We start from the raw sequence: 25,000 nt of genomic DNA on the forward strand, positions 1-25,000 counted from the left end.
GGGCTGGTCATTATGCAAGGAATACTATACGTCAGCCATGGCAGCCGGGTCCCGGAGGCAAGACGACAAGCAGCTGATTGCATTCACTCCGTCCAGTCCAAGGTGGGGATAGGACTTCAGGAAACCTGTTACTTGGAACTGGCACAACCGGATATGGGGGAAGGAATCAGACTGCTGGCGGAAAAGGGAGCAGATAAGATTGCGGTTATCCCTGTCTTATTGCTGCGTGCCGGCCATTATTATACAGATATACCTAAGGAAATTGAAACAGCTAAAAACAAGTATCCAGATATAGAATTTCAATATGGTAAGCCTCTGGGAGTCCAGGAGCGACTGATTGATATTTTAATCGAGCGTATTAATGAAAAGCACGGACCCATTTGTCCGGATGCTAATATTCTCCTGGTGGGGAGAGGAAGTCGAAACCCCGAAACGCCTGCGGCCATACAGAAGATTCAGAAGAAGCTTTCCCAAAAACTTGGTGGAATTCATGTGGACGCCTGTTACTTGGCTGCCTGTCAGCCCTCTTTTGAAGAAGGTCTGGAAAAGTCCATTCAAGCAGGTCATAGCCAGACAATTGTTGTCCCATATCTATGGTTCACTGGTATTTTAATAGAGTCAATGCAGAAGAAAGTCAGGGAGTATCAGGAGGACGGTTTTCATGTGATTTTATGCGATCATCTCGGTGATCATCCAATGATGGTTGAAGCATTGGCGGAGCGAGTCTATGAACTCCTTCCTGGTAAAAAGGTGAAAAATCATGCCCAATGATTTCCCAGAACAGCAAGAAGTCAATTTTCAGCCATTGATGATCGACTTCAACAGCAGGAGCGTCGTCATTATCGGAGGAGGAAAGGTGGCAGCTAAAAGAGCCAGGGTGCTCCTCCAGGGCAGGGCTGTAATTACGGTCATCAGTCCATCATTGGAACCAGAATTAGAAAAGTTCTGGGAGCAGAAGAAAGTTAATTGGAAAAAGAAGTTTTTTGAGCCTGATGATCTTGAAGGAGCATTCATGGCTGTCGTGGCAACGAATGATCCGTCAGTGATTTTGTCTGTACCCCACCCCACTTCAGGTTTGCCGCTCGTAAATTCTGCTGGGGAAGCAAGCAGGGGGAATGTTCAGTTTCCTGCTTTTCTGACAAGAGGGAAATTGACCCTGGCTGTATCGACTAGTGGGGCAAGTCCAATGCTTACTTCTCAGATCAAAGAAGAGTTGGAAAATCGATTTGAATCAGATTATGAAGGTTATGTGGATTTCTTATATGAGTGCCGGCAGCTGATTAAGAATTCTCTCCTTACTAAACAGGAAAAACGACAATTTCTTCATGAACTCTTAGATGAATCCTTTATGAATGAAGAAAAACAGCAACAGACAATCTTATGGCTTAAGAAACTGGCAGAAGGAGGGTGAGAAGCGTGAGTAATCTGGAGGGAAGACGTATCGGGATAGCCGCAGAAAGAAAAGCTGAAGTCATCAGCAAAATGATTCGGAATAAAGGCGGCATCCCTGTTATCTACCCGCTACAGGGTATGCAGCATCTGGATGAAGATACGAGCAGGAAGAACATCCATGACTTTCTGGAAAAACCGTTTGACTGGGTGGTTTTAACCACAGGAATAGGAGCGGTAACTTTGGAAGATGCAGCAAAGAAAGCAGGGGTTCATAAAGAATTTCTCAACAAGTTACACCAGACGCAATTGGCAGTCAGAGGAAGGAAAACAATGCAATGGCTGAAGGAGAATTCTCTCCAGGCAGAAATTGTTTCACCAGATGGGACGATGGAAAGTCTTCTTTCAGCTTTTTCTACGAATGCTAATCAGGAAGATATTTTTTTGCAGGCTTATAACCAGGACGATGCCAGATTGAAAGATTCGCTGGATCATCTTGGATACTCTGTTTATCTGTCACAGCCTTATTATTATGAGAAGCCGCTGGATAAAGTGATTAATAGTCTGAAGTGTGATATTACGGATCTCTACCTGGATACAGTGGTGTTCACCAGTAAAACCCAGGTCAGAAACTTATTCCATGATGAAAGTGGCCGTGAAATTCTAGTGAAAGCCTTCAACCATAAAGTTTTACCAGCAGCCATCGGGAAAGTAACAGCGGGTGAGCTGTCGGCACAAGGCATTACTGACGTTCTTCAGCCTGTTGATTCTAAAATGGGGGCGATGGTAGTGGCCATTGACCACCACTACCGGCAAGCACAAAGCCCGTGACTAGGTTAAAGGTTAAGCAGCATTTGCAGTATAAAAAGATTAATTTTTGTGAGGTGGATAGTTTTGCAGTTTCAGGTAGAGAATAGTCCATTTACTAAAGAGCAGGTAGAATATCTGAACCGCCTTTTGCCAACATTGACAGAGGCGCAGAAAATATGGTTAAGCGGTTGTCTGTCTGCTTCTTTTGGCGGGGAATCAGCAGCAACAATGGAGGGGCCTGTCCATGAAGCTTCGTCAACTGCACCTGCATCGGTTGAGGAGTCAGCGGCTGCTGTCCGTGAAGTAACGGTCCTTTTTGGTTCCCAAACAGGGAATGGGCAGGGTCTTGCGGATGAATTGACGAAGAAACTGGAAGAAAAAGATTATACGGTCACCCTTTCTTCCATGGATGACTTCAAACCGAAGTCCATTAAGGATGCAGAGGATTTATTGATCATCGCCAGCACCCATGGTGAAGGAGATCCACCGGATAATGCTCTTTCATTCTACGAATTTCTTCATAGTAAACGGGCTCCAAAGCTTCCAGATGTCCGTTTCTCTGTTCTTTCCCTTGGAGACAGTTCTTACGAATATTTCTGTCAGACGGGAAAAGATTTTGATAAACGTCTGGAAGAATTAGGAGCAGAAAGGCTTCATCCCCGAGTTGATTGTGATGTCGATTTTGAAGACTCTGCGGAAGAATGGTTTGAAGGTGTATTAACTAAATTGAATGCAAGCCGGGGGGAGCAAGGAAATGCAACAGCATCTCAAGCAACAGTAGCAGAGGCGCCTTCCTCACCGGTCTATTCAAGAAAAAAGCCTTTTGATGCAGAAATATTGGAGAACCTGAATCTGAATGGCAGAGGCTCAAATAAAGAGACACGGCATTTGGAACTGGATCTTGAAAGTTCAAATCTTGTGTATGAACCAGGCGATAGTTTAGGGATATTTCCACAAAATGACCCTGTTCTTGTCGATCAACTTATAGAAGCAATGGGGTGGAACCCGGAAGAATCGGTACAGGTAGATAAACAAGGGGAATTAAGATCCGTTCGGGAAGCACTTCTTTCCTTTTTTGAAATTACCCGGTTGACGAAACCGTTGCTGGAACAGGCAGCAGAGCTAACTAGTAATGAGCAGTTAAAAACACTCCTTGACCCTGAACGGAAAGAAGATTTGAAAGAGTATCTGGAGGGCAGGGATCTGCTTGATCTTATCCAGGATTATAAAATCCAAGCTTCACCACAGGAGTTCGTGACTATATTACGGAAAATACCACCACGATTGTATTCAATTGCGAGCAGCCTGAAGGCGAATCCGGATGAAGTACATCTTACCATTGGAGCATTGAGGTATGACGCTCATGGGCGAAGCCGATCGGGGGTATGTTCCGTCCAGTGTGCAGAACGATCCCAGCCTGGCTACACGCTTCCAGTCTATATTCAGCATAATCCTAATTTCAAACTTCCGGAAAACCCAGATACTCCTATCATCATGATCGGGGCAGGAACAGGGGTGGCACCTTATCGGGCATTCCTGGAGGAACGGGAGGAAATCGGAGCAGAGGGAAAAACTTGGTTGTTTTTCGGTGAGCAGCATTTTAGATCAGATTTCCTTTACCAGACGGAATGGCAGAAGTGGCTGAAGGAAGGCTTGCTTACCAGGATGGATGTCGCATTTTCCCGGGACACAGAGGAGAAAGTCTATGTTCAGCATCGGATGCTGGAAAAAGGCAAAGAACTATACCAATGGTTGATCGAAGGAGCCGTCATCTATGTATGCGGCGATGAAAAACATATGGCTCACGATGTTCAAAATGCCCTCCTGACCGTTTTGGAACAGGAAGGCGGTCTGGAAAAGGAAGAAGCAGAAGATTATCTGAGTAAAATGAGGCAGGAAAAACGATACCAGCGTGACGTTTACTAAGGAAACAGGGACATAAAGGGGAAGGAGTTTAAGTATGACAGACCAGAAAAAGAAGCATCACCATGGCCCGCCCAGTGAAATGGAGAATATAAAAGAAAAAAGCGACCACCTCCGGGGTACAATTACCGAAAGCTTTTCTGACCCGATTACAGCGGGAATAAAGGATGAAGATGCCAAGCTGTTGAAATTTCATGGCAGCTATCAGCAGGATGACCGGGATGTACGGAATGAACGTAGAAAGCAGAAGCTGGAGCCAGCTTACCAATTCATGGTGCGTGTCCGTCTCCCAGGGGGCGTAGCAACACCGGATCAATGGCTTACCATGGATGAGGTAGCGGACCATTATGCAAATGGGACGCTCAAACTGACAACTCGTCAGACGTTCCAGCTGCATGGCGTTTTAAAATGGAATATGAAGAAAAGTCTTCAAAAGATGAATCAGTCGCTAATGGATACCATTGCTGCTTGTGGTGACGTCAACCGTAATGTCATGTGTAATGTTCAGCCGTACCAGTCAGAAACACATGCAGAGGTCTATGATCTGGCGAAGGAATTAAGCGATCATCTTCTTCCGAAAACGAAAGCTTACCATGAGATTTGGCTGGATGAGGAAAAAGTAGCCGACAGCCGGGAACATGAAGAAATCGAGCCAATGTATGGTAAATACTATCTGCCAAGAAAATTCAAAATCGGAATCGCGGTGCCTCCTTCTAATGATATTGATGTGTTTTCGCAGGATTTAGGATTTATTGCGATTGTGGAAGCAGGCAAATTAAAAGGATTTAATGTAACTGCCGGTGGCGGCATGGGGATGACTCATGGCGATACAAACACATACCCTCAATTGGGGCGTGTCATCGGCTTTTGTCCTGCTGATAAGATTACAGAGGTTGCGGAAACCATCATTACCATCCAGCGCGATTATGGAAACCGCTCCGAGCGGAAAAATGCCCGGTTTAAATATACGATTGATGCACATGGAGTGGATTGGCTAATCAGGGAATTGAACGATAGACTGGGATGGGAGTTGGCAGAAGAGCATCCGTATCACTTTGAAAATAACGGTGACCGTTATGGATGGATGAAAGGGAATGGGAAATGGCATTTGACATTGTTCATCCAGAATGGAAGGATTCAGGATAGCCATGAACAGTCCCTGAAAACGGGCTTAAGAGAAATTGCCAAAGTTCATACGGGTGATTTTCGGCTTACTCCGAACCAGAATGTAATCATTGCCAATGTGACGGAAGAAAAGAAACGGGAAATTGATTCACTTGTCCAAAAATACGGTTTGACTGATGGTGAAGAGAATTCTGCACTGCGTAGAAATTCTATGTCCTGTGTTGCTCTCCCTACCTGCGGTTTGGCAATGGCGGAGTCCGAACGTTACCTGCCTGTGCTGCTGGATAAAATCGAAGATATTCTGAAAGAAGCAGGTCTTGAAGAGGAAGAAATAGTCATCCGAATGTCCGGTTGTCCCAATGGATGCTCACGACCTGCATTGGGTGAGATTGCCTTCATCGGAAAAGCACCAGGTAAATATAATATGTATTTGGGTGCCGGTTTCACTGGCGACCGTTTAAATAAACTTTATCGTGAAAATATAGGAGAAGAGGAAATTCTTGCTGAATTAAAACCTATATTGTTCGATTATGCAGAGAAGAAAGAGGACAAAGAACATTTCGGAGATTTTGTAATCCGTGCCGGGTATGTAGAAGAGGTTCATTCGGGCCTTGATTTCCATAATTGAAACACAAAAAGCTGACGCCTTCCAGGAAAGTGTCAGCTTTTTGGAGCTTCATTTTCAGTTTTATGTTCAGGGTTGTTATCTTCATTATCTGGAAGTGGATCTACCGTGTGCTTATAATTGTAGCCAGAGTTGACAGCGAAACCGAAAGCGGCAGCAATTCCCAAAACAATGAGCACGGAAACAATCATAATGATGGTGTAAGTCATACCAACACTTCTTTCTTTTAATAAAAATAATAAAGAGAGGAGAATTCATCTCCTTCTCTCTATTATTGTTTCACAAAACGCCTTCATTTACTATTACTGATTTGTTTTTTCTTTAATGAATGCCACAACTTCATCTGCTGTACCCATAGCGAGCAGGGTGTCTTTATAAGAAGCCATTTCCTCTCTGGATAAGTCCTTCAGCTGTGTACGTGCAGGAAGAATGGATGTTGAGCTCATACTGAATTCATCAAGTCCCAACCCAAGCAGGATAGGAATAGCTATGGAGTCTCCGGCCATTTCGCCGCACATACCTGCCCATTTTCCTTCTGCATGAGCCGCTTCGATGACGTTATTGATCAAGTTCAATATCGCCGGGTTGTATGGCTGGTACAAGTAGGAAACTCGTTCATTCATACGGTCGGCTGCCATTGTATATTGAATCAGATCATTTGTTCCGATACTGAAGAAGTCGACCTCTTTAGCGAATTGGCGTGCAATCATCGCAGTCGCTGGAATTTCTACCATAATACCAACTTCGATGTCATCGGAAATGTCATGGCCCTCTTCTTTCAGTTTCAACTTTTCTTCATTGAGCATGTTTTTCGCTTCACGGAATTCTTCCAGCGTAGCGATCATCGGGAACATGATTTTCAGGTTACCGTGCACACTGGCCCGCAAAAGCGCACGCAACTGGGTACGGAAGATATCATCTCGCTCCAGGCAGAGACGGATAGCGCGGAAGCCTAAAAATGGATTCAGTTCTTTAGGAAGATCAAGGTAATCCAGTTCTTTGTCACCGCCGATGTCGAGTGTACGGACGACTACAGGCTTGTCTTCCATTTGTTCTAGTACGGACTTATAAGCACCGAACTGCTCTTCCTCCGTTGGTAGTTGACTCTTCCCCATATAAAGGAATTCGGTACGGTAAAGGCCGACACCTTCGCCACCGTTATTCAATACACCTTCAACGTCATCTGGTGTACCGATATTTGCCGCAAGCTCGACGTGCGTTCCATCCGCTGTGACGGTTGGCTCATCCTTGAGCTTCGCCCATTCTTGTTTTTGTTTTTCAAAATCGTTCATTTTCTGTTGATAAGATTCCAATTCTTCCTCGGAAGGATTTACAATTACATCACCATCAATTCCGTCAACAATGATTGTTTCATCTTTTTCAGCTTTACTGGTGATTTCTTTTGTTCCAACTACCGCAGGAATTTCCAGGGAGCGTGCCATGATAGCTGAGTGGGAAGTACGACCTCCGATATCTGTCGTAAACCCTTTGACATACTGTTTGTTCAATTGAGCAGTATCTGAAGGGGTGAGATCGTCTGCTACAATAACAACTTCTTCATTGATTAAAGCAGGATCCGGGAATGTAACCCCCAATAGGTGAGCCATGACGCGCTTGGTGACATCCTGGATATCAGCGGCACGTTCGCGCATATATTCATTATCCATGTTTTTGAACATATCGATGAACATATTTGCTGTCTCATCCAATGCTGCTTCAGCATTGACGTTTTCAGACTTGATTTTATCCTCAATCGGCTGGATCAATTCAGGGTCGCTAAGTACCAGCAGGTGGGCAGAAAAGATTTCTGCATGCTCATCCCCAAGTGATTTCTTTGTATGTTCTTTAATTTTCTCAAGTTCAGCCTTGGAAATGTCCAGTGCTTCATGCAACCGTTTCACTTCATCTTCCGGAACGTCGACATTGTTTTTGTTATAGGAAAGGTCTGGAGCCTCAAGGCGGTATACCTTTGCGATAGCAATACCGCTGGAAGCTGCAATCCCTTTGATGTGACTCATGTTGTTATTCCCCCAGGCCTTCGTTTTTCATGGTTTCTTGTAATTGTTGAATCGCTTCTTCTTCGTCATTGCCTTGAGCTGTAATTTTCACATCTGCTCCAGATGGAATACCAAGACTCATAATACCCATAATGGATTTCAAGTTTACAGCCTTCTCTTTATAATGCAGGTTAATATCAGACTCGAAATTTCCTGCCTTCTGTACAAGTACTGTTGCCGGGCGTGCATGTACCCCGTCAGACGATGTAATTGTAAAAGTTTTTTCTTGCATGATTTATTCCTCCTCAAAAGAGTTCTCTTTGTTCATACCTTAACTATACCATTTTAAGCTTTTTGCAGGTCTTTTTTCAAGAATCCTACAATAAGAGCACTGATAAATGCTCCGATTAATATAGCGATTGTATAAAGATACCATCCACCTTCTACAAGCGGGAATACGAATACCCCTCCATGCGGGGCAAATAACTGGATTCCGAACAACATGGTAAGGGATCCAGCAACAGCTGAACCTACTACGAGAGAAGGAATAACCCGTACCGGGTCAGCAGCAGCGAAAGGAATAGCACCTTCTGTAATGAAAAATGCACCTAATGGAAGGGCTGTCTTCCCTGCTTCGCGTTCCTGTAATGTGAATTTGTTTTTAAAGATTAAGGTTGCAATTCCCATTGCCAGTGGCGGAACCATACCGCCAGCCATGATAGCCGCAATGAATTCATAGTTTTGAGCGTCAATCATCGCAAGTCCGAATGTATAAGCAGCCTTATTAATCGGACCACCCATATCGATGGCCATCATTCCACCCAAAAGCAGACCTACTAAGGCAAGATTCGTGCCGCCCATACCTTCTAACCAGCTTAGTACCCCACTGTAAATCTGAGTCAAAGGAGGGTTGATAAGAAGCATGATCATTCCCGTACCGAAAATAGCTAGTACTGGATAGAATAACACGGTTTTTAGACCATCCAGCATATCAGGCAATCCTTCCAGCAGTTTCTTAATTCCAAGAGTCAAATAACCAGCAAGGAAACCTGCAATCAGACCGCCAAGAAAACCAGAACCGCTAGTTCCTTCTACACCAGTGGTGATCGCTATTAAACCACCGACCATACCAGGAGCGAAACCAGGGCGGTCAGCGATACTGGAAGCAATGAAGCCGGCCAGTACTGGAACAAGTAAGAAGAAGGCGTTATCTCCGCCAATAATGCTGAGCATTTCAGCGAAGCGATTATATTCATCACTTGATGGGTCTGCTGCATTGATACCGAATAAAAAGGAAATGGCAATCAGGATTCCGCCTCCAACAACGAATGGAAGCATGTTGGAAACACCGTTCATCAAGTGCTTATAAACGCCTGTGCGCTGATTTCCTTCATTGGATGAGCGCTCAGAAGAATTGCCGCCCCCCTGGTAAATCGGAGCATCTTTGTTTACGGCACGCTCCAGAAGTTTTTCTGGCTCATGGATGGCTTTTGCTACTGGCACTTCAATGACAGGTTTTCCTTTGAAGCCTTCCATTTCAACTTTTGTATCAGCTGCCACGATGATTGCGTCTGCTTGTGCGATATCTTCGTCGGTGAGACGGTTTTTGACTCCACTGGAACCATTGGTCTGTACTTTGATGTTAATTCCTTTTTCTTTAGCTGTCTCTTTCAATTTATCGGCAGCCATATAGGTGTGCGCGATACCTGTCGGACATGCGGTGACTGCTAAGATTCGACTATCGGAACCCTCTGCTTCCACTTCGCCTTCATCTTCTTCAGCCTCTTTGGCATTGATAGCTTCGATGACTTCGTCTTCTGTTTTTGCCTGCTCGAGTTGTGAACGGAAATTTTTATCCATTAAGAAAGAAGATAAGCGGGATAAAGTTTCCAGGTGTGTCTTATTAGCACCTTCAGAAGCTGCAATCATAAAAAACAGGTTTGTCGGCTGTCCATCAAGGGATTCATAGTCAAGTCCTTCGGATGAGCGGCCAAATGCAATGGCTGGTTCTTTTACCGCACTTGTCTTAGCGTGGGGAATAGCAATTCCTTCACCTATCCCGGTGGTACTTTGTGCTTCACGTTCTAAAATGGCCTCTTTAAATCCTTGCTTATCATTTAAACGTCCTGCCTGATCCAATTTACTTACCAGTTCATCGATTGCTTCCGCTTTGGAATGAGCGGATAGGTCCAACAGAATCGTGTCTTTTTTCAATAAATCTGTTATTTTCATGAAAATCCCTCCTTTAATTTAACCCGGTAACTTCAATATCCTGGAGCAGTGCATCTACTTCTTCTTGTTTACAGAGGTCGTCATTGAATGCTGTAGCACTTCCGGCAGCTACCCCATATCGTAAGGCTGTTTCAACGTTGTTTCCGGTCGATAGACCTGCCAAGAAGCCAGCTACTACTGAATCTCCTGCTCCGACTGAGTTTTTCACTTGTCCTTGTGGGACATTAGCAAGCAAAGCACGCTGGGAATCGACTAGAACAGCACCATCTCCACCCATAGAAACAATGACGTTCTTGGCACCTTGCTCAACCAGTTTTTTGGCATAAAAGACGGCGTCGTCTTTAGTAGTGACGTTTGTTTCGAACAACTGACCTAACTCGTGGTGGTTCGGTTTCAACAACATTACCGGTGATCCAACCAGCTGTTTAAGTGCAGCACCAGAGGTGTCAGCCACTAAAGAAATATTATTCTGTTTGCATATGCTGGCGATTTTCAAGTAAATATCTTTATCCAGGGAAGCTGGAACACTCCCTGCAATTACTAATGTATCTTCTGGTGATAGTTTTTCTATGGAAGATAACAATTCTGTTTGCTGGGCAGAAGTGATCGACGGACCTGGTCCATTGATCTCTGTTTCATCGCCTGATTTCATTTTGACGTTAATGCGGGAAGGTTCTCCTATTTCTATAAAATGGTGGGACACTCCCTCTTCATCTAAGAAAGAACGGATGAACTCACCCGTGAACCCCCCGGCAAAACCTAAAGCGGTGGAAGGGGTAGACAGCTGGTTCAGTACGCGGGAAACATTAATCCCTTTGCCCCCCGGATAATATAAGGTTCTTTCTGCGCGGTTCAACCCTCCTGGTTTAAACTTATCCACATGCATAATGTAGTCAATGGAAGGGTTCAGCGTACACGTATATATCATGATGTCACAACCTTTACTTCTGTTAGTTCTTTAAATGATGGTAATAAATCATCAGGGGCATCCGAAATGATGACAGCATCCTTAATGTCTGCAACTTTAGCAAATGTCACTTCATTGAGCTTTGAGGCATCAGCTAATATGAAAGTTTCTCCCGACAATTGAAGGGCGGTATTTTTTACAACCGCTTCCTCAGGATCGGGCGTCGTAAATCCTTCTTTGGGATGGACCCCGTTGATACCGAGAAAACTTTTATCGAAACGGTAATGTTTTAGGCTTTGGACAGCATGTGCGCCGATTACCGCACGCGTCTTTCGTTTAATTCGGCCACCGATCACGTATGTGTCAATGTCATAGCTGGTCAGGGTCTCCAAGTGGGAAAGCCCGTTGGTGACGACTAATATATTTTTTGGGGCTAAAAAAGGAATCATCTCATAAGTGGTCGAACCGGCATCAAGAAAAATACTATCGCCTTCCCGGACAAGGCTTGCTGCATATTTGGCAATGGCTTGTTTTTCATTAAGGTGGACTGTCTTTTTTTCCTGCAGGCTAAGTTCTTCACTTGCTGCACTTTTTATGGAAGCTCCCCCATGGACCCGGCGGAGTTTCTTCTTTTCCTCTAAAAAGCTGAGATCACGCCTGATGGTAGATTCTGAAGCATTGGTAGCTTCGACGAGTTCCTTCATTTTAACTGTTTTTCTATCCTGTAGCAGGCTCAAAATAACCTGGTGGCGTTCAGGGGTCAACATAGGCTGACACTCCTTTCAAGTTAACCTACATTTATCATAAAGGAAGCCCTTTCATTTTTCAATCAAAAACATTCAAAATCAATCAAATTCAGTCGAATTTGTGAATGAAATCAGTCATTACCATTCAAGTGTGTTCTTTTACGTACTTTTACAAACAGTAAATGACAGGCAAAGAAACAAGTCTTTTAGGGTCAGTCAATTTGTCACCTGGAGCATTCTATATTATCTTGCCCATAATGGGAATTTGTGCTACATTTACATTATGTATTTGTGCGTTCTTAGGAGGTGTCAGTCACATCATGCAAACACTCGCAATCACGTTATTAACAGTCGATACACTGGTCATGATCGTTCTAGTTCTTCTTCAATCCGGTAAAAGCGCAGGTCTTTCAGGTGCCATTTCCGGTGGGGCTGAACAATTATTCGGTAAGCAAAAAGCAAGAGGAATCGATGCCGTACTCCACAAAGCTACCATTGTTACGGGAGTGCTATTCTTCGTATTCGCATTTTTAGCTGCTTATGTATTAAGTTAATAATGAAGCCAGAGAAAGCCGCGCTGATCTAGCGCGGCTTTACTTTTTGCTTTTAACAGAAATAGAAAGCAAACAGGTAGGAAGTATATGGAGCCGTCTGCTAAAATAAAAAGGCTTGCTAAATGAGAATGAAATCTACTGTTATAGGGAATTACAAAGGTAAGGAGAGAACTGACATATGAAAATAAAACAACCACAACCGTTTACGTTTGAAGAAGGAGAACGTGCGGTATTGTTACTACATGGATTTACAGGACATTCCGCAGATGTTCGAATGATGGGACGCTTTCTGCAAAAACATGGTTATACTAGTCATGCGCCTATTTACCGAGGACATGGACTTCCGCCGGAAGAGCTGACGAAGGCTACCCCTGAAGATTGGTGGGAAGATGTACAGGAAGCCTTGAACCATCTACGGGAACTGGGCTATGAAAAAATAGCTGTGGCAGGTCTTTCGCTTGGAGGGGTGCTTGGACTAAAGCTTGCTTATTCAGAGCAGGTTAGAGGTGTCATTCCAATGTGTGCGCCGATGTTCTTTGATAATGAAGAACAATTGACGGGAGGATTTCGCTTCAAAGCAAAAGAATATAAGCAATTAGAGGGGAAAGACAAAGAAACGATCCAGCAGGAAGTAGAAGAGCTGATGGATCAGTCGGAAGATATGTTTAAGCAGCTCGGGCAGTTTATTAATGAAGTCCATGACCATATCGATCACATTTATACCCCGACTTTCGTTGTTCAGGCCGCTAAAGATGAAATGATCAACAAGGATAGTGCTAACTATATATATAACCATGTGGAATCCGATCACAAAGACATAAAATGGTATGAGAATTCGGGACATGTCATCACGATGGATAAAGAAAAAGATGAACTGCACCAGGATGTTCTTGAGTTTTTAGAATCATTGGACTGGGATTGAGTATCAATGTCCGCCAAGGTCGGAATGTCACGGAACGATAAAGGAGGATGAAGCGTTTTGAGTAAGGAATTGAAAAACAAAGTATTGGACTTTTTTCATGAATCGGCATCAAAACCACTATCAGTACAAGAACTAGAAGAAACGCTTGAGCTCGATGGAGCCGATGACTTTTCAGACCTCATGAAGACACTGAATGAATTGGAAGAACAAGGAGAGCTTGTACGTACACGCAAGAACCGTTTTGGCTTACCGGAGAAAATGAATTTGATCAGGGGACGAATCCAAATGCATGCGAAAGGGTTTGCATTTCTTATCCCCGATGAAGAAGGCAAGGATGATATTTACATCCACCATTCCGACCTTCATTCTGCTATGAATAATGACAAGGTTCTTGTAAGAGTAGAAAAGAGAGATGAGTCTGGAGCAAGACCTGAGGGTGCCGTCATCCGGATCCTGGAGCGAGCAACAGACAAAGTAGTGGGTACTTATCAGCCTAGCAGAAACTTCGGGTTTGTCATCGCTGATGACAAGCGGATACCAAATGATATTTTTATACCGAAAGGGTCGGCCAATGGTGCTGCCGACGGGCATAAGGTAATAGTCAAGATTACCAAATACCCGGAAGACAGGATGAGTGCTGAGGGTGAGATTGAAGAAATCCTTGGACATAAGAATGACCCGGGAATTGATATCATTTCCATTATTTATAAACATGGAATCAAACTTGATTTCCCTGATGAGGTACTGGAACAGGCCAAAAATACACCGGATGAAATTTCACCGGATGAAATCAAAAATCGCCGCGATTTGCGTGATGAAATGATTGTGACGATTGATGGAGCTGATGCGAAGGACCTTGATGATGCTGTTATGGTCAAAAGACTGGACAATGGCAACTTCAAGCTGGGTGTCCATATCGCAGATGTTTCTTACTATGTGGAAGAGGGTTCTCCTATTGATCAGGAAGCTGCTGAACGAGCAACAAGTGTCTATCTGGTCGATCGTGTAATTCCTATGATTCCGCATCGTTTATCCAATGGAATATGTTCTTTGAATCCACAAGTTGACAGGTTGACATTGTCTTGTGAAATGGAGATCGATTCAAACGGTGAGGTAGTGAATCATGAGATTTTCCAGAGTGTCATAAGGACCAATGAGCGGATGACATACAAAGATGTAAATAAGATACTGGAAGATCAGGACCCTGAATTGATGGAGCGATATAAGGAGCTTATCCCGATGTTCACGGACATGGGGAAGCTTGCTGCTACTTTAAGAAGAAAACGTATGGGACGCGGAGCTATCGACTTCGATTTCAAAGAAGCCGGTGTCATTGTCGATGAACAAGGTAAAGCCATCGATGTAAAACTTCGTGAGCGTTCTGTCGCGGAGCGGTTGATTGAAGAGTTCATGCTCGCAGCCAACGAAACAGTTGCAGAGCATTTCCATTGGATGGATGTGCCGTTCATTCACCGGATTCACCAGGATCCAGACCCTGATAAGCTTCAGCATTTCTTTGAGTTCGTTGCCAACCTCGGATACGTGGTGCGCGGTACCGCCAACGAAATACACCCACAAGCACTGCAAAAAGTGTTGGAAGGGATCGAGGGAACCCAGGAAGAAATGATTATATCCAAATTGATGCTCCGTTCGATGCAGCAGGCAAAATATGATCCGCAAAGTATCGGCCACTTTGGGCTTGCTACTGATTTTTATACCCATTTCACGTCACCAATCAGGCGTTATCCAGACTTGATTGTACACCGGTTGATCCGAACTTATTTGGTAGAAAAGAAACTGGATGAGAAAACGCAGCAGCATTGGAAAGAAAAAATGCCTGAAATTGCCCGTCATTCTTCTGAGATGGAGCGGGCAGCCGTCGATGCGGAACGGGAAACAGATGACTTGAAGAAAGCTGAGTATATGCAAGATAAAGTCGGGGAAGAGTTTGAAGGTGTTATCAGTTCAGTAACCAGCTTCGGCCTATTCGTGGAACTGCCAAACACTGTTGAAGGACTTGTCCATGTCAGTTATCTGACTGATGACTATTATCATTTTGAAGAACGGCAGTATGCCATGATCGGTGAGCGGACAGGAAATGTGTTCCGTATTGGTGATGAAGTGACCGTCCGTGTGACGAACGTAAATCTCGAAGAGCGCGTAGTCGACTTTGAAATTGTCGGGATGAAACCGCGCAAAGAACGTGACCCAAATGCCAAGCCGAAGGTCATCAAAACAAGAAGTGCCAATCGTACTTCTGAAAACAAGAGCGGGAAGAAAAAAGAAAAGGGTAAAAACAAGAGTAAGAAGCCTTTCTATAACAATAAAGGACTGAAACAAAGAAAGAAGAATAAGAAGAAAAAGAAATAATATAAAACAAAAAGCTGCCGGTAATGCTGGCAGCTTTTTTGTTTAATTGGAGGTTAAAACCATTTGCTATATAGTCTCCAAGGCTTTTGTACTTCGAAAATAGATGGGTCAGGTATGTTTTTAAATCCAGTTTCGGAAAAATCAATCCAGGCTCCAGCGGCTTCCGGGTTTTCGTTCCAGTTTTGATAGACTGTTTCGAAAAAGCCTGGCTGCTCGAAATGATCGTCCCAAAAGTATTTTACATGTGTATGAAGGTCACCTTTTTGATCGTTACGGAAAATGACAAATCTATCTTCTTCCGGGTTTATGTAAAAGGTGCATTCGTTTAAGTATTCATCCGTGAATAGTACCTTATCAAACGGCAGAGGGTAGTAGCATTCATAAGGGAAAGCTCCAAGGGCATTATCATTAAGTGATGATAACAGGATTCTTTTCTGGTCAAGTTCTTCAATCTTCTTCCATAGCCGACCACTTTTACCTGGATGATGTGTTTTTGTCTTTAATATCGCATAGTAATGGACAGGTCCGGGCTTCATTCCCGATCTTTCAATCACGCGCTGGGCGGGATAGTTGTGAGTTTGTGTATTAGCGCCGATCCAATGAATATTTGGTTTCTTACTTAATAACTCAGCGATGAAGGACATCACTTCCGTACTAAAACCATGCCCGATATAACGCCGGTCACTACGCATTCTCCCAAGCATGGCAAACTTATCAGCAAAAATAGTGTAACCTGCTACACTTAATAAAGCTTCCCCTTGGAATAATCCGTATATATCATGCTCCTCCGATTCGATAAGTTTTGGGAAGATACGGATAACATAGTCATCTTCAATCCCTGTATCCATTTTTTTCAGGTTATCTAAATCTCCCCACTCCAGCTTTCGAATATCAAGCACTTGTTTTCCCAATGTCCCCGCCCCTTTTTTATACTTCAAGAAAGTTAAACCTTGTTCCAGGATTAAAGTATAAGAAAAACTAGGCTCTCACCATAAATACTTGGTGATAAGCAAGTCTTTCTAAAAGAAATTTCCAAAAATATAATCTCATATGCTAATTGTAATTGTCTATAACGATGCCTGTTTAATTGGATTATCTTTGCTTTTTTGGTACAATAATCTTCACGGCAAATAGAGGAGGAACCATTATGCCTAAAGGAAAAGGAAATGCAATCGCACAAAACAGAAAAGCCAGTCATGACTATTTTATAGAAGAAACTTTCGAAGCCGGCATGGTTCTGCAGGGTACAGAAATTAAATCAATCCGTGCAAAGCGGGTCAACCTGAAAGACAGTTTTGCAACCATTCGTAAAGGGGAAGTATTTCTCCATAACATGCATATTTCTCCTTATGAACAAGGGAATAGATATAATCATGAACCAACTCGGACAAGGAAACTGCTGCTGCATCGCAAAGAAATCGATCGTTTGATCGGTGCGACCCAGCAAGAAGGCTATTCTTTAGTCCCATTAAAGATATACATTAAAAATGGCGTAGCAAAAGTGTTGCTTGGCCTAGGTAAAGGTAAGAAGAAATACGATAAACGTCAGGTATTGAAAGAGAAACAGATGAAGCGGGACATCGATCGGGCATTGAAAGAGAGATACTAAATGATGGAAATGCTGGCAGGCATCTTATTTGAACATGAGTTGTGATGTGTTATAATAGTAGTTGTCGATGAAGACAACAAGCACAATTAAATAATAGCTTGCCTATTTAATCCTAACGGGGACGTTACGGATTCGACAGGGATAGGTCGAGCTCAGGTTGCAAGTCGAGGCGACGACTCGTAAAACGTCATTTGCCTAAATATAACTGGCGAATCTAACGATAACCTAGCTCTAGCAGCGTAAGCTGACTTGAGCTGATCCTTCCTGGCATTGTCCGTGTGCCAGATAGAAGGGTCCCAAACTTAAGCGGACTACGCGTTTCTTCACCGCCTGAGGAGAAACGAAGAGACTAATCAGGCTAGCGCCTGGGAAGCCTGTTGGTAGGCTGAACAGGTAGCGAAGCACAATATACCGACTACGCTTGTAGAAGCCTGAGTGCCGATATCTCTGGACGTGGGTTCGATTAGTTAATAGTCGCCTTATGTGGTGACACATAAGTGAAAATCTGGCTTTATCGGTGAAACCTAAGTCACTTTTGGTGATAAGGCAATACCGAGCGGTATGTGGAGTAATCCAACAGCCGTGTATCGACTTATAGGCTGCCATTTTGCAGTGGTAGTACTAGGATGTGAACTCTCTCCTTAAGGAAATCCAAAGTTCACATAAAACGCCAGAGAACCTGTATGAACAGGTTCAAGATATAGTCAGTGCCATGACGAAAGCATGGAAGCACATGTCCCACCGTCTCCATCAAACTACGTAGTAGATCAGCATTAGCTGGTCTATTTTTTATGCTTAAATAAAGTATAAGTTTAGAAATACTCAAGTCTCAACAGTACTTTTTGGTTAAATCAGAGTTGAAAAAATTCCTCCTCAAAAGATAATTTCCTCTTTAATGCCTCTTTAGAATACTTTCCGTTCCTTACTGTTACAAGCTCGTATTGTTCTAATATCAATAATGCTCGCTTACGTTTCCGGTCAACTCGTAGAAATGTATGAACATTCTTTAAAACCGTTAATACATCGGTTTTTACCTTAATGTTTAGGGTATAGGAATTTAAATGTTTATCCGGTTTGTAATTTTTTTTATTAATAATTATTCCCCCACCTAAGGCTTGTAGATAAGTGAGAAGTTCTTTATCAGTGGAAGAAATGGTAATGCAGGGTCTTCTATGCTCATTTTTATGGATTCTGGTTAAAGTGATACTTCTTTCTCCATCAATTATCCCTGCCATGTAGGCTGCTTCCCAAGCTTTCATATTGTTTCCTCCCTTGATCTTAACGGGAACTAATGTTCTTGTTTTTATTATACGGTAATGAGCAATATTATTACAGTTTTTCAGTAGCATCATTATTTTACTAGGAGGATGGGGATGCATTATCAGTCAGTTAAGGTAAATAATAAAAAGATCATGAAGAATTTTATCTATCTTCAAGAGGAGATGAACATATGGCTTTTCTCGAACTTTTGAAAAAAGGGAACAAGTCTTCCGGTGTAGCCGCGCTTGGGAATACCGGACTTGCGATCATCAAAAGCATAGCGGCAGCAGTAAGTGGAAGTGGTGCTATGATGGCTACTGCCATCCATTCCATCGCTGATGCAACTAACCAGGGACTTGTTTACTTTGGCAGCGCCCTTGCTGAAAAAGAGCCGACCAAGCGGTTCCCTACCGGCTTCGGACGGGTGGTCAATTTATTTGTGCTGTTAGCTGTCATTATCATTGGCATCATGGCCTATGAAACGATCTTAAAGGGATGGGAAATCATCCAGCACCCGAAGGCATCGACAAGCTTTTGGCTAAACGTATTGATTCTAGTTGCATCCATCGCCGTCGATGGTTTCATTTTAATTAAAGCAATGAAAGAAGTGGTTAAAGAATCGCGTGTGGATGCTTCGGGCATGCAGATAATTGCTGCATCATTCAAAAATGTCAAATATGCAGCCCCGCCAACAAAGCTTGTTTTTTATGAAGACATTATAGCTACTTCAGGAGCGGTTTTGGCACTAATATCCGTGGTTTTAGCTCACTTTACTGGCTTATATATACTGGATGGAATCGGAACAATTCTGATTGGTGTGTTGCTGATCATCATCGCATTAATGCTTGGTTATGAAAACACAATGGGGTTGATTGGTGCTGCTGCCCCGGAAATTGTAGAAAATAGGATTGCTTCCCTCATACTTGCCGATAAGGATGTCGAGGACATCAAGAGGCTTCGTATCATTCGTGAGGGAGATGATTACCATGTTGATGGTGCTATCGAGTTAAGAGGTGGAATGACGTTAGCAGAAGCGGATGATATCAAATACAGGGTAAGGGACAGCGTTTTGGAGGATCCTGATGTAGATGATGTAGTCATCGGAATTATTGAAACAGATAAGATCCAAAACTGGGAAGTGGAGGATAAAGAGAATAAATAAATGAACAAAGGAGATTCTCACTTATAGAGAATCTCCTTTTAAATGATAATAACCATTATTTAATTGAGAATGGATAGCCCCTTGTCATACTTCCTGTTTTACAGACAAACCTAGTCCTTCTGCAACCCGCTGACCATATTCAGGGTCTGCCTTATAGAAATGCTCGATTTGCCGTTGTTTAATTTCATCGCTTTCCACTGGCTCCATTGCACCAACAATATTGGATATGAGGCGTGTGCGCTCTTCTTCAGACATCAGGCGATACAGATCCCCTGCCTGTGAGTAGTGGTCATTATGGTCATAAGCTACGCTTTCTGCTACACCTGACACAGGATAGGTTGCTTGTTTGTCCTCAGGATTCTCAGCGGGTCCGCCAGCACTGTTGGGTTCGTAATAGACAGAACCACCGCCGTTGTCATCAAAACGCATTTGACCGTCACGCTGATAATTGTTTACTTCATTTCGAGCCCGGTTGATTGGTAAGGCATGATGGTTGGCTCCCACGCGGTACCGATGAGCATCATGGTAGGCGAACAAGCGCCCTTGCAGCATTTTGTCAGGCGAGACATCAATACCAGGAACCAGTGTACCAGGAGAGAAGGTAGCCTGTTCCACTTCTGCAAAATAGTTCTCTGGATTTTTGTTCAATACCATTCGTCCGACTTCGATCAATGGATAGTCTTTTTGAGACCACACTTTAGTGACATCGAATGGATCAAAACGGTAAGTATCGGCATCTTCGAGCGGCATGATTTGGACATATAGTTTCCATGCTGGATAGTCGCCTTTTTCAATAGCATTAAACAGGTCTTCTGTATGGTAATCAGGGTTTTCCCCGGCGATTTTTGTTCCTGCTTCTTCTGTTAGATTCTTGATGCCTTGTTCAGTTTTGAAATGATATTTCACCCACACGCCGTCTCCATCTGCGTTTGTCCATTTAAATGTGTGGCTGCCAAAACCGTTCATATGGCGGAATGTAGCAGGGATGCCGCGATCAGACATTAAAATGGTAACCTGGTGCAGTGATTCAGGAGACAATGACCAGAAGTCCCATACTGCATTCGGGTTCTTCAGGTGCGTTTTCGGATGACGTTTCTGTGTATGAATGAAATCAGGGAACTTGATCGCATCACAGATAAAGAACACTGGTGTGTTGTTACCGACGAGATCATAGTTGCCTTCTTCTGTATAGAACTTTACTGCAAATCCCCTTGGGTCACGAACAGAATCAGCGGAGCCATTTTCTCCTGCGACTGTGGAGAAACGTACAAATAACGGAGTGCGTTTACCTACTTCAGACAAAAAGTCAGCTTTCGTATATTTCGATACATCATTAGTGACTTCAAAGTAACCATGCGCGCCTGCACCTTTTGCGTGCACTACACGTTCAGGTACTCGTTCTCTGTTGAAGTGGGCCAGTTTTTCCAGCAAGTGGACATCCTGGATCAGAGTAGGGCCGCGAGAACCTGCTGTAATAGAATTTTGATTATCTCCAACGGGAGCTCCCCAGCTTGTTGTTAATTTATTTTTATTACTGCTCATAAAAGTACCACCTCATAATAAGTATTTTCACTACCTAACACAATGATAACACTTATCAAAGAAAAATCAATATCTTTTTATAATTATTATAAATTAACTATTTGTTTAAAGATTAAGGAGTTAGTAGTAGTTTAATTGCAGACATGTCGCATACTTAAACTTGAAAGTAAGAAATATGCAATAAGAGGGAAGACATAAAAAAACTTCCGTGACAACTTGTGGTTGATCACGAAAGTTCAAGATAGTATAGGTATTGGATAGCTGTATCTATTGATTTTATTTTCTTTATAATTAAGCACTTTTCATCACCCTGGACCGTTGACTGACAGCTTTCAAAATAAACAGTTTATCTTGCCTCGTTAACATCTGCCAACTACGTACCTTGATTTTCATGACTTTTCTCTCCTTATTAATGTGAAATATCATGAAGAAAGATTCTGATGATGGGAAACCATAAACTGTTAATTTAATGTATAGTAGCTTATACCGCTTTTCCTGGAGACTTAAACAATAAAAATTGTTACAAGAATCGAGTCAGGAAGGGTTATTTTTGTCGAACCTTGATGAATTTCTGTCGGGTCAAGTTGATAAATACATACATTTGCAGGGAAATGGCGAAAAGAAAATTAAAAAAACTGGTTTGTAGTCAAGAACGTATGGGGAAAGCCTTTGTCTTTTCTTATTCTTTCATCCTCTTTCTTAAACTATATAAAAACTGCACATCTATTGATGTGCAGTGATGGTTATTCGTCATCTTCACCGATAATCCGTACTTCGCGTTCGAGATCAACTCCGAACTTTTCTTTGACGGTTTTTTGGACATGTTCAATTAAAGCAATATAGTCCGATGTAGTGGCATTATTTTTGTTGACGATAAACCCGGCATGCTTTGTGGAGACTTCAGCTCCTCCGATGTTTGTTCCTTGCAGTTTGCTGTCCTGGATCAGTTTGCCGGCAAAATATCCTGGCGGTCGTTTAAAAACGCTTCCGCATGAAGGGTACTCCAGGGGCTGCTTTGATTCTCTTTTGTATGTCAGATCGTCCATTACGGCTTTGATATCTTCATAATTACCTGGTTTCAGGTTGAAGGTTGCTTCTACGACAATGTCTCCATTATCTGGGATATTACTTGTTCGGTAATCTAAATCCAGCTCTGAAGCAAGCCGTTTAACAAGATTTCCTTCTTTATCAACTACGTAAGCATAATCCAGAACATCTTTGATTTCCCCGCCATAGGCTCCTGCATTCATATATAAAGCGCCTCCGACGGTTCCGGGGATTCCACAGGCAAACTCAAGCCCCGATAAGTGCTGCTCCAACGCGTAATATGAAGCATCGATAATTCGCGCTCCACTTTGGGCTACCACTGTATTCCCTTCAGAAGAAATTTTATCAAGATGCTTCAGGTTAATAACTATACCACGTATGCCTCCATCCTTGATGATCAAGTTGGAACCATTCCCCAGCAATGTAAAAGGGACATCTTCTTCCTTGGAAAATTTGACTACATTCTGTATCTCTTCGTAAGTAGTTGGTGTAATAAAGAAGTCAGCTTTGCCGCCAAGTCTGGTATATAAATGGTCTCGCAGCATTTCATCAACTTTTACATTTTCTTCTTTTACAATGTCCATTAATTTATTGTAAATTTTTTCTTTATTGTCCATACCCATCATTCCCATTAAAAATATTCTGTTCGTCACCAGTCATTCTAATATATTAGCATATGAGCCATACATAGGTGAAGTTACAAGCAGGTTACATGCAGTACCCTTCTCTATTTTATTCAAACAAATGTCAAAATTTTTCTGATATGCTTTATAACAATAAAGAAAGCGCTTTTATTTTGTAAAAACTTGATATATTCAGAAAACTCATTGCGTAGCAGGCGACAAATTAGTATCATTACATAATAATAGTCAAAGATTCAGGCTGAGCGCCTGGCGTAAATAAAGGAGTAGGAAGGTGTAGCTGATGGAAAACAAAAAAGACTTACGCATACGAAGTAAAGTAATCAGTGAAGGCGTTAATAGGGTACCGAACCGTTCCATGTTAAGAGCGGTAGGATTTCAAGATGAAGATTTTCAAAAACCGATGATCGGCATCGCCAGTACGTGGAGTGAAGTTACTCCTTGTAACGTACATATCGACCGGCTTGCCAGAGAAGCAAAGAGCGGAGCTTCAGATAATGGTGGAGCTCCAATGATTTTTAATACCATTACTGTTTCCGATGGGATTGCCATGGGACATGAAGGAATGCATTATTCTTTACCTAGCCGGGAAGTCATTGCGGATTCAATCGAAACGGTGACGAACGCTGAACGGCTTGATGGCGTCGTAGCCATCGGAGGTTGTGACAAGACAACGCCTGCATGTGTCATGGCGATTGGAAGAATGAACATCCCATCCGTATATGTATATGGGGGCACAATCCAGCCGGGTAAACTGGATGGAAAAGATATTGATATTGTTTCTTCCTTTGAAGCAGTCGGGCAGTATCAGGAAGGCACAATCAATGAAGAACAGCTTCATAGAGTAGAATGTAATGCCTGTCCGGGGGCTGGAGCCTGCGGCGGGATGTATACCGCCAACACGATGGCTTCTGCCGTAGAAGCTTTAGGAATGAGTATCCCGGGTTCTTCCTCCACACCTGCTGTTAACGATTATAAGGAACAGGAGTGCCGACAAGCAGGAGAAATGGTAGTTGAACTACTCGAGAAAGAAATTTATCCACGGGATATCATGACAAAAGAAGCATTTGAAAATGCCATTACCGTTGTCATGGCACTTGGTGGTTCTACAAATGCGCTCTTACATTTAACCGCCATGGCTCATTCTGCAGGAGTCGATCTTTCCTTAGACGACTTCGAACGGGTAAGGAAAAAGGTACCATTTATTGCAGATATGAAACCAAGCGGTAAATATGTGATGCAGGATCTGTATGAAGCAGGAGGCGTACCGGCTGTTATGAAACTGCTTCATGAGCATGGACTGCTTCATGGTGATTGTTTGACAGTGACTGGTAAAACAGTAGCAGAAAACCTGGAAGAAGCACCATCACTGAAAGAAGGACAACAAGTAATTCTTCCGCTTGACAGCCCGATTAAGCCGGAAGGGCCACTTGTCGTTCTGCGCGGGAACCTGGCCCCAGAAGGAGCAGTTGCTAAAATGTCTGGTTTGAAAATCAGCCGTTTTGAAGGACCAGCGCGAGTTTATGATAGTGAAGCAGACGCGACTAAAGCAATTGAAGGTGGAGAAATTAAAGAAGGGGATGTCCTGGTAATCCGTAACGTTGGTCCAAAAGGAGGGCCAGGAATGCCAGAAATGCTTTCTATTACATCCATGATTATTGGAAGAGGGCTGGGAGGCAAGGTCGCCCTAATGACAGATGGCAGATTCTCCGGTGGATCACATGGGTTTGTAATTGGACATGTATCCCCAGAAGCCGTTGTCGGCGGTCCGATTGGTTTGTTGAAAGAAGGCGACACCATCACGATTGACAGTGAAACCCAGGAAATCAATGTTGGTATAACGAAAGAAGAATTTGAACGTCGCCAAGATGAATGGCAACGCCCGGAACTGAAACACAAGACAGGTGTACTTGCCAAATATGCCCGTCTGGTATCATCTTCAGCAAAAGGGGCAGTAACAGATTTGGAACTCGATTGAATATAGGATAAGGGTCAGCCCCAAAGGCTGACTCTTTTTTTGTGTGTGCCCGGCATGTGCGCACGCTTTAGGGTTCAAGTCCCGAGCGGTGAAGGTCATTGTAACCGTTAGCTGAAGGCAAGGGTGTCTGGGACGACCTGGAATCTGAAGGAAGCTGGAGG

21 protein-coding genes and 1 other RNA gene are annotated in these 25,000 nt (G+C 43.2%); 12 read left to right on the forward strand and 10 right to left on the reverse strand.

The window, feature by feature from the left end; genetic code table 11:
* Positions 1 to 12 precede the first annotated feature (12 nt).
* The 5 genes from ACGTNI_RS14570 to cysI all read left to right on the forward strand — a co-directional run bounded on the left by ACGTNI_RS14570 (position 13) and on the right by cysI (position 5,875).
* Positions 13 to 771, forward strand: a complete 759-nt coding sequence (locus ACGTNI_RS14570; RefSeq protein ID WP_394463533.1) for a sirohydrochlorin chelatase — start codon at positions 13 to 15, stop codon at positions 769 to 771.
* Positions 761 to 1,411, forward strand: a complete 651-nt coding sequence (locus ACGTNI_RS14575) for an NAD(P)-binding protein (protein WP_394463534.1) — start codon at positions 761 to 763, stop codon at positions 1,409 to 1,411. Before ACGTNI_RS14570 ends, ACGTNI_RS14575 begins: the two co-directional genes overlap by 11 nt.
* A 5-nt stretch (positions 1,412 to 1,416) precedes the next feature.
* Entirely contained in the window at positions 1,417 to 2,220 is an 804-nt protein-coding gene (locus ACGTNI_RS14580) for a uroporphyrinogen-III synthase (RefSeq protein WP_394463535.1), read from the forward strand.
* A gap of 63 nt (positions 2,221 to 2,283) precedes the next feature.
* Positions 2,284 to 4,125, forward strand: a complete 1,842-nt coding sequence (locus tag ACGTNI_RS14585) for an assimilatory sulfite reductase (NADPH) flavoprotein subunit (RefSeq protein ID WP_394463536.1) — start codon at positions 2,284 to 2,286, stop codon at positions 4,123 to 4,125.
* Positions 4,126 to 4,159: 34 nt separating this feature from the next.
* Positions 4,160 to 5,875: an assimilatory sulfite reductase (NADPH) hemoprotein subunit gene (cysI, locus tag ACGTNI_RS14590; RefSeq protein WP_394463537.1), complete on the forward strand. Its 1,716-nt coding sequence runs from the start codon at positions 4,160 to 4,162 to the stop codon at positions 5,873 to 5,875.
* A 32-nt stretch (positions 5,876 to 5,907) separates the two neighbouring features.
* Here the strand turns inward: cysI and ytzI are convergent, their stop codons facing one another.
* The 6 genes from ytzI to ACGTNI_RS14620 all read right to left on the reverse strand — a co-directional run bounded on the left by ytzI (position 5,908) and on the right by ACGTNI_RS14620 (position 11,775).
* On the reverse strand, positions 5,908 to 6,081 hold the full coding sequence (ytzI, locus tag ACGTNI_RS14595; protein WP_394463538.1) for a YtzI protein: 174 nt from the start codon (positions 6,079 to 6,081) through the stop codon (positions 5,908 to 5,910).
* 93 nt (positions 6,082 to 6,174) lie between these two features.
* Positions 6,175 to 7,890 (reverse strand): phosphoenolpyruvate--protein phosphotransferase, encoded by a 1,716-nt coding sequence (ptsP, locus tag ACGTNI_RS14600; RefSeq protein WP_394463539.1) that lies wholly within the window; start codon positions 7,888 to 7,890, stop codon positions 6,175 to 6,177.
* Between the two features lie 4 nt (positions 7,891 to 7,894).
* Entirely contained in the window at positions 7,895 to 8,161 is a 267-nt protein-coding gene (locus ACGTNI_RS14605) for a phosphocarrier protein HPr (RefSeq protein WP_394463540.1), read from the reverse strand.
* 53 nt (positions 8,162 to 8,214) lie between these two features.
* Positions 8,215 to 10,101: a PTS fructose transporter subunit IIABC gene (locus tag ACGTNI_RS14610; protein WP_394463541.1), complete on the reverse strand. Its 1,887-nt coding sequence runs from the start codon at positions 10,099 to 10,101 to the stop codon at positions 8,215 to 8,217.
* A 13-nt stretch (positions 10,102 to 10,114) separates the two neighbouring features.
* Positions 10,115 to 11,029 (reverse strand): 1-phosphofructokinase, encoded by a 915-nt coding sequence (pfkB, locus tag ACGTNI_RS14615; protein ID WP_394463542.1) that lies wholly within the window; start codon positions 11,027 to 11,029, stop codon positions 10,115 to 10,117.
* Complete coding sequence (locus tag ACGTNI_RS14620; protein ID WP_394463543.1) at positions 11,026 to 11,775, reverse strand: DeoR/GlpR family DNA-binding transcription regulator; 750 nt, start codon at positions 11,773 to 11,775, stop codon at positions 11,026 to 11,028. Before ACGTNI_RS14620 ends, pfkB begins: the two co-directional genes overlap by 4 nt.
* Positions 11,776 to 12,074: 299 nt before the next feature.
* Between ACGTNI_RS14620 and secG the strand changes: the two genes are divergently transcribed.
* The 3 genes from secG to rnr all read left to right on the forward strand — a co-directional run bounded on the left by secG (position 12,075) and on the right by rnr (position 15,600).
* Positions 12,075 to 12,308: a preprotein translocase subunit SecG gene (gene secG, locus ACGTNI_RS14625; RefSeq protein WP_062441084.1), complete on the forward strand. Its 234-nt coding sequence runs from the start codon at positions 12,075 to 12,077 to the stop codon at positions 12,306 to 12,308.
* 178 nt (positions 12,309 to 12,486) lie between these two features.
* On the forward strand, positions 12,487 to 13,230 hold the full coding sequence (locus ACGTNI_RS14630; protein ID WP_394463544.1) for an alpha/beta hydrolase: 744 nt from the start codon (positions 12,487 to 12,489) through the stop codon (positions 13,228 to 13,230).
* Positions 13,231 to 13,287: 57 nt separating this feature from the next.
* Entirely contained in the window at positions 13,288 to 15,600 is a 2,313-nt protein-coding gene (gene rnr, locus ACGTNI_RS14635; RefSeq protein WP_394463545.1) for a ribonuclease R, read from the forward strand.
* A 53-nt stretch (positions 15,601 to 15,653) separates the two neighbouring features.
* Here rnr and ACGTNI_RS14640 read toward each other — a convergent pair whose 3' ends face one another.
* Positions 15,654 to 16,511, reverse strand: coding sequence for a GNAT family N-acetyltransferase (locus tag ACGTNI_RS14640; RefSeq protein WP_394463546.1), 858 nt, complete (start codon positions 16,509 to 16,511; stop codon positions 15,654 to 15,656).
* 236 nt (positions 16,512 to 16,747) lie between these two features.
* Between ACGTNI_RS14640 and smpB the strand changes: the two genes are divergently transcribed.
* The gene (gene smpB / locus ACGTNI_RS14645) at positions 16,748 to 17,209 is read left to right on the forward strand and encodes an SsrA-binding protein SmpB (RefSeq protein ID WP_062441071.1); all 462 of its coding nucleotides are present in this window, start codon (positions 16,748 to 16,750) and stop codon (positions 17,207 to 17,209) included.
* Between the two features lie 125 nt (positions 17,210 to 17,334).
* Positions 17,335 to 17,675: a transfer-messenger RNA gene (gene ssrA / locus ACGTNI_RS14650) on the forward strand.
* A 385-nt stretch (positions 17,676 to 18,060) separates the two neighbouring features.
* Here ssrA and ACGTNI_RS14655 read toward each other — a convergent pair.
* On the reverse strand, positions 18,061 to 18,468 hold the full coding sequence (locus ACGTNI_RS14655; RefSeq protein ID WP_394463547.1) for a hypothetical protein: 408 nt from the start codon (positions 18,466 to 18,468) through the stop codon (positions 18,061 to 18,063).
* Positions 18,469 to 18,659: 191 nt separating this feature from the next.
* Between ACGTNI_RS14655 and ACGTNI_RS14660 the strand changes: the two genes are divergently transcribed.
* On the forward strand, positions 18,660 to 19,631 hold the full coding sequence (locus ACGTNI_RS14660; protein WP_394463548.1) for a cation diffusion facilitator family transporter: 972 nt from the start codon (positions 18,660 to 18,662) through the stop codon (positions 19,629 to 19,631).
* An 84-nt stretch (positions 19,632 to 19,715) separates the two neighbouring features.
* Here ACGTNI_RS14660 and katA read toward each other — a convergent pair whose 3' ends face one another.
* Both katA and murB read right to left on the reverse strand, forming a co-directional pair.
* Positions 19,716 to 21,173 (reverse strand): catalase KatA, encoded by a 1,458-nt coding sequence (gene katA / locus ACGTNI_RS14665; RefSeq protein ID WP_394463549.1) that lies wholly within the window; start codon positions 21,171 to 21,173, stop codon positions 19,716 to 19,718.
* Between the two features lie 743 nt (positions 21,174 to 21,916).
* Positions 21,917 to 22,837 carry a UDP-N-acetylmuramate dehydrogenase gene (gene murB / locus ACGTNI_RS14670; protein WP_394463550.1) on the reverse strand — a complete coding sequence of 307 codons (921 nt, stop codon included), beginning with the start codon at positions 22,835 to 22,837 and terminating at the stop codon, positions 21,917 to 21,919.
* Between the two features lie 307 nt (positions 22,838 to 23,144).
* Here murB and ilvD point away from each other — a divergent pair, with 307 nt between their 5' ends.
* Complete coding sequence (ilvD, locus tag ACGTNI_RS14675) at positions 23,145 to 24,839, forward strand: dihydroxy-acid dehydratase (protein WP_394463551.1); 1,695 nt, start codon at positions 23,145 to 23,147, stop codon at positions 24,837 to 24,839.
* Positions 24,840 to 25,000: the final 161 nt, after the last annotated feature.

This window comes from Thalassobacillus sp. B23F22_16, from assembly GCF_043496955.1.
In the GTDB taxonomy this organism is placed as follows: domain Bacteria; phylum Bacillota; class Bacilli; order Bacillales; family Halobacillaceae; genus Thalassobacillus; species Thalassobacillus devorans_A.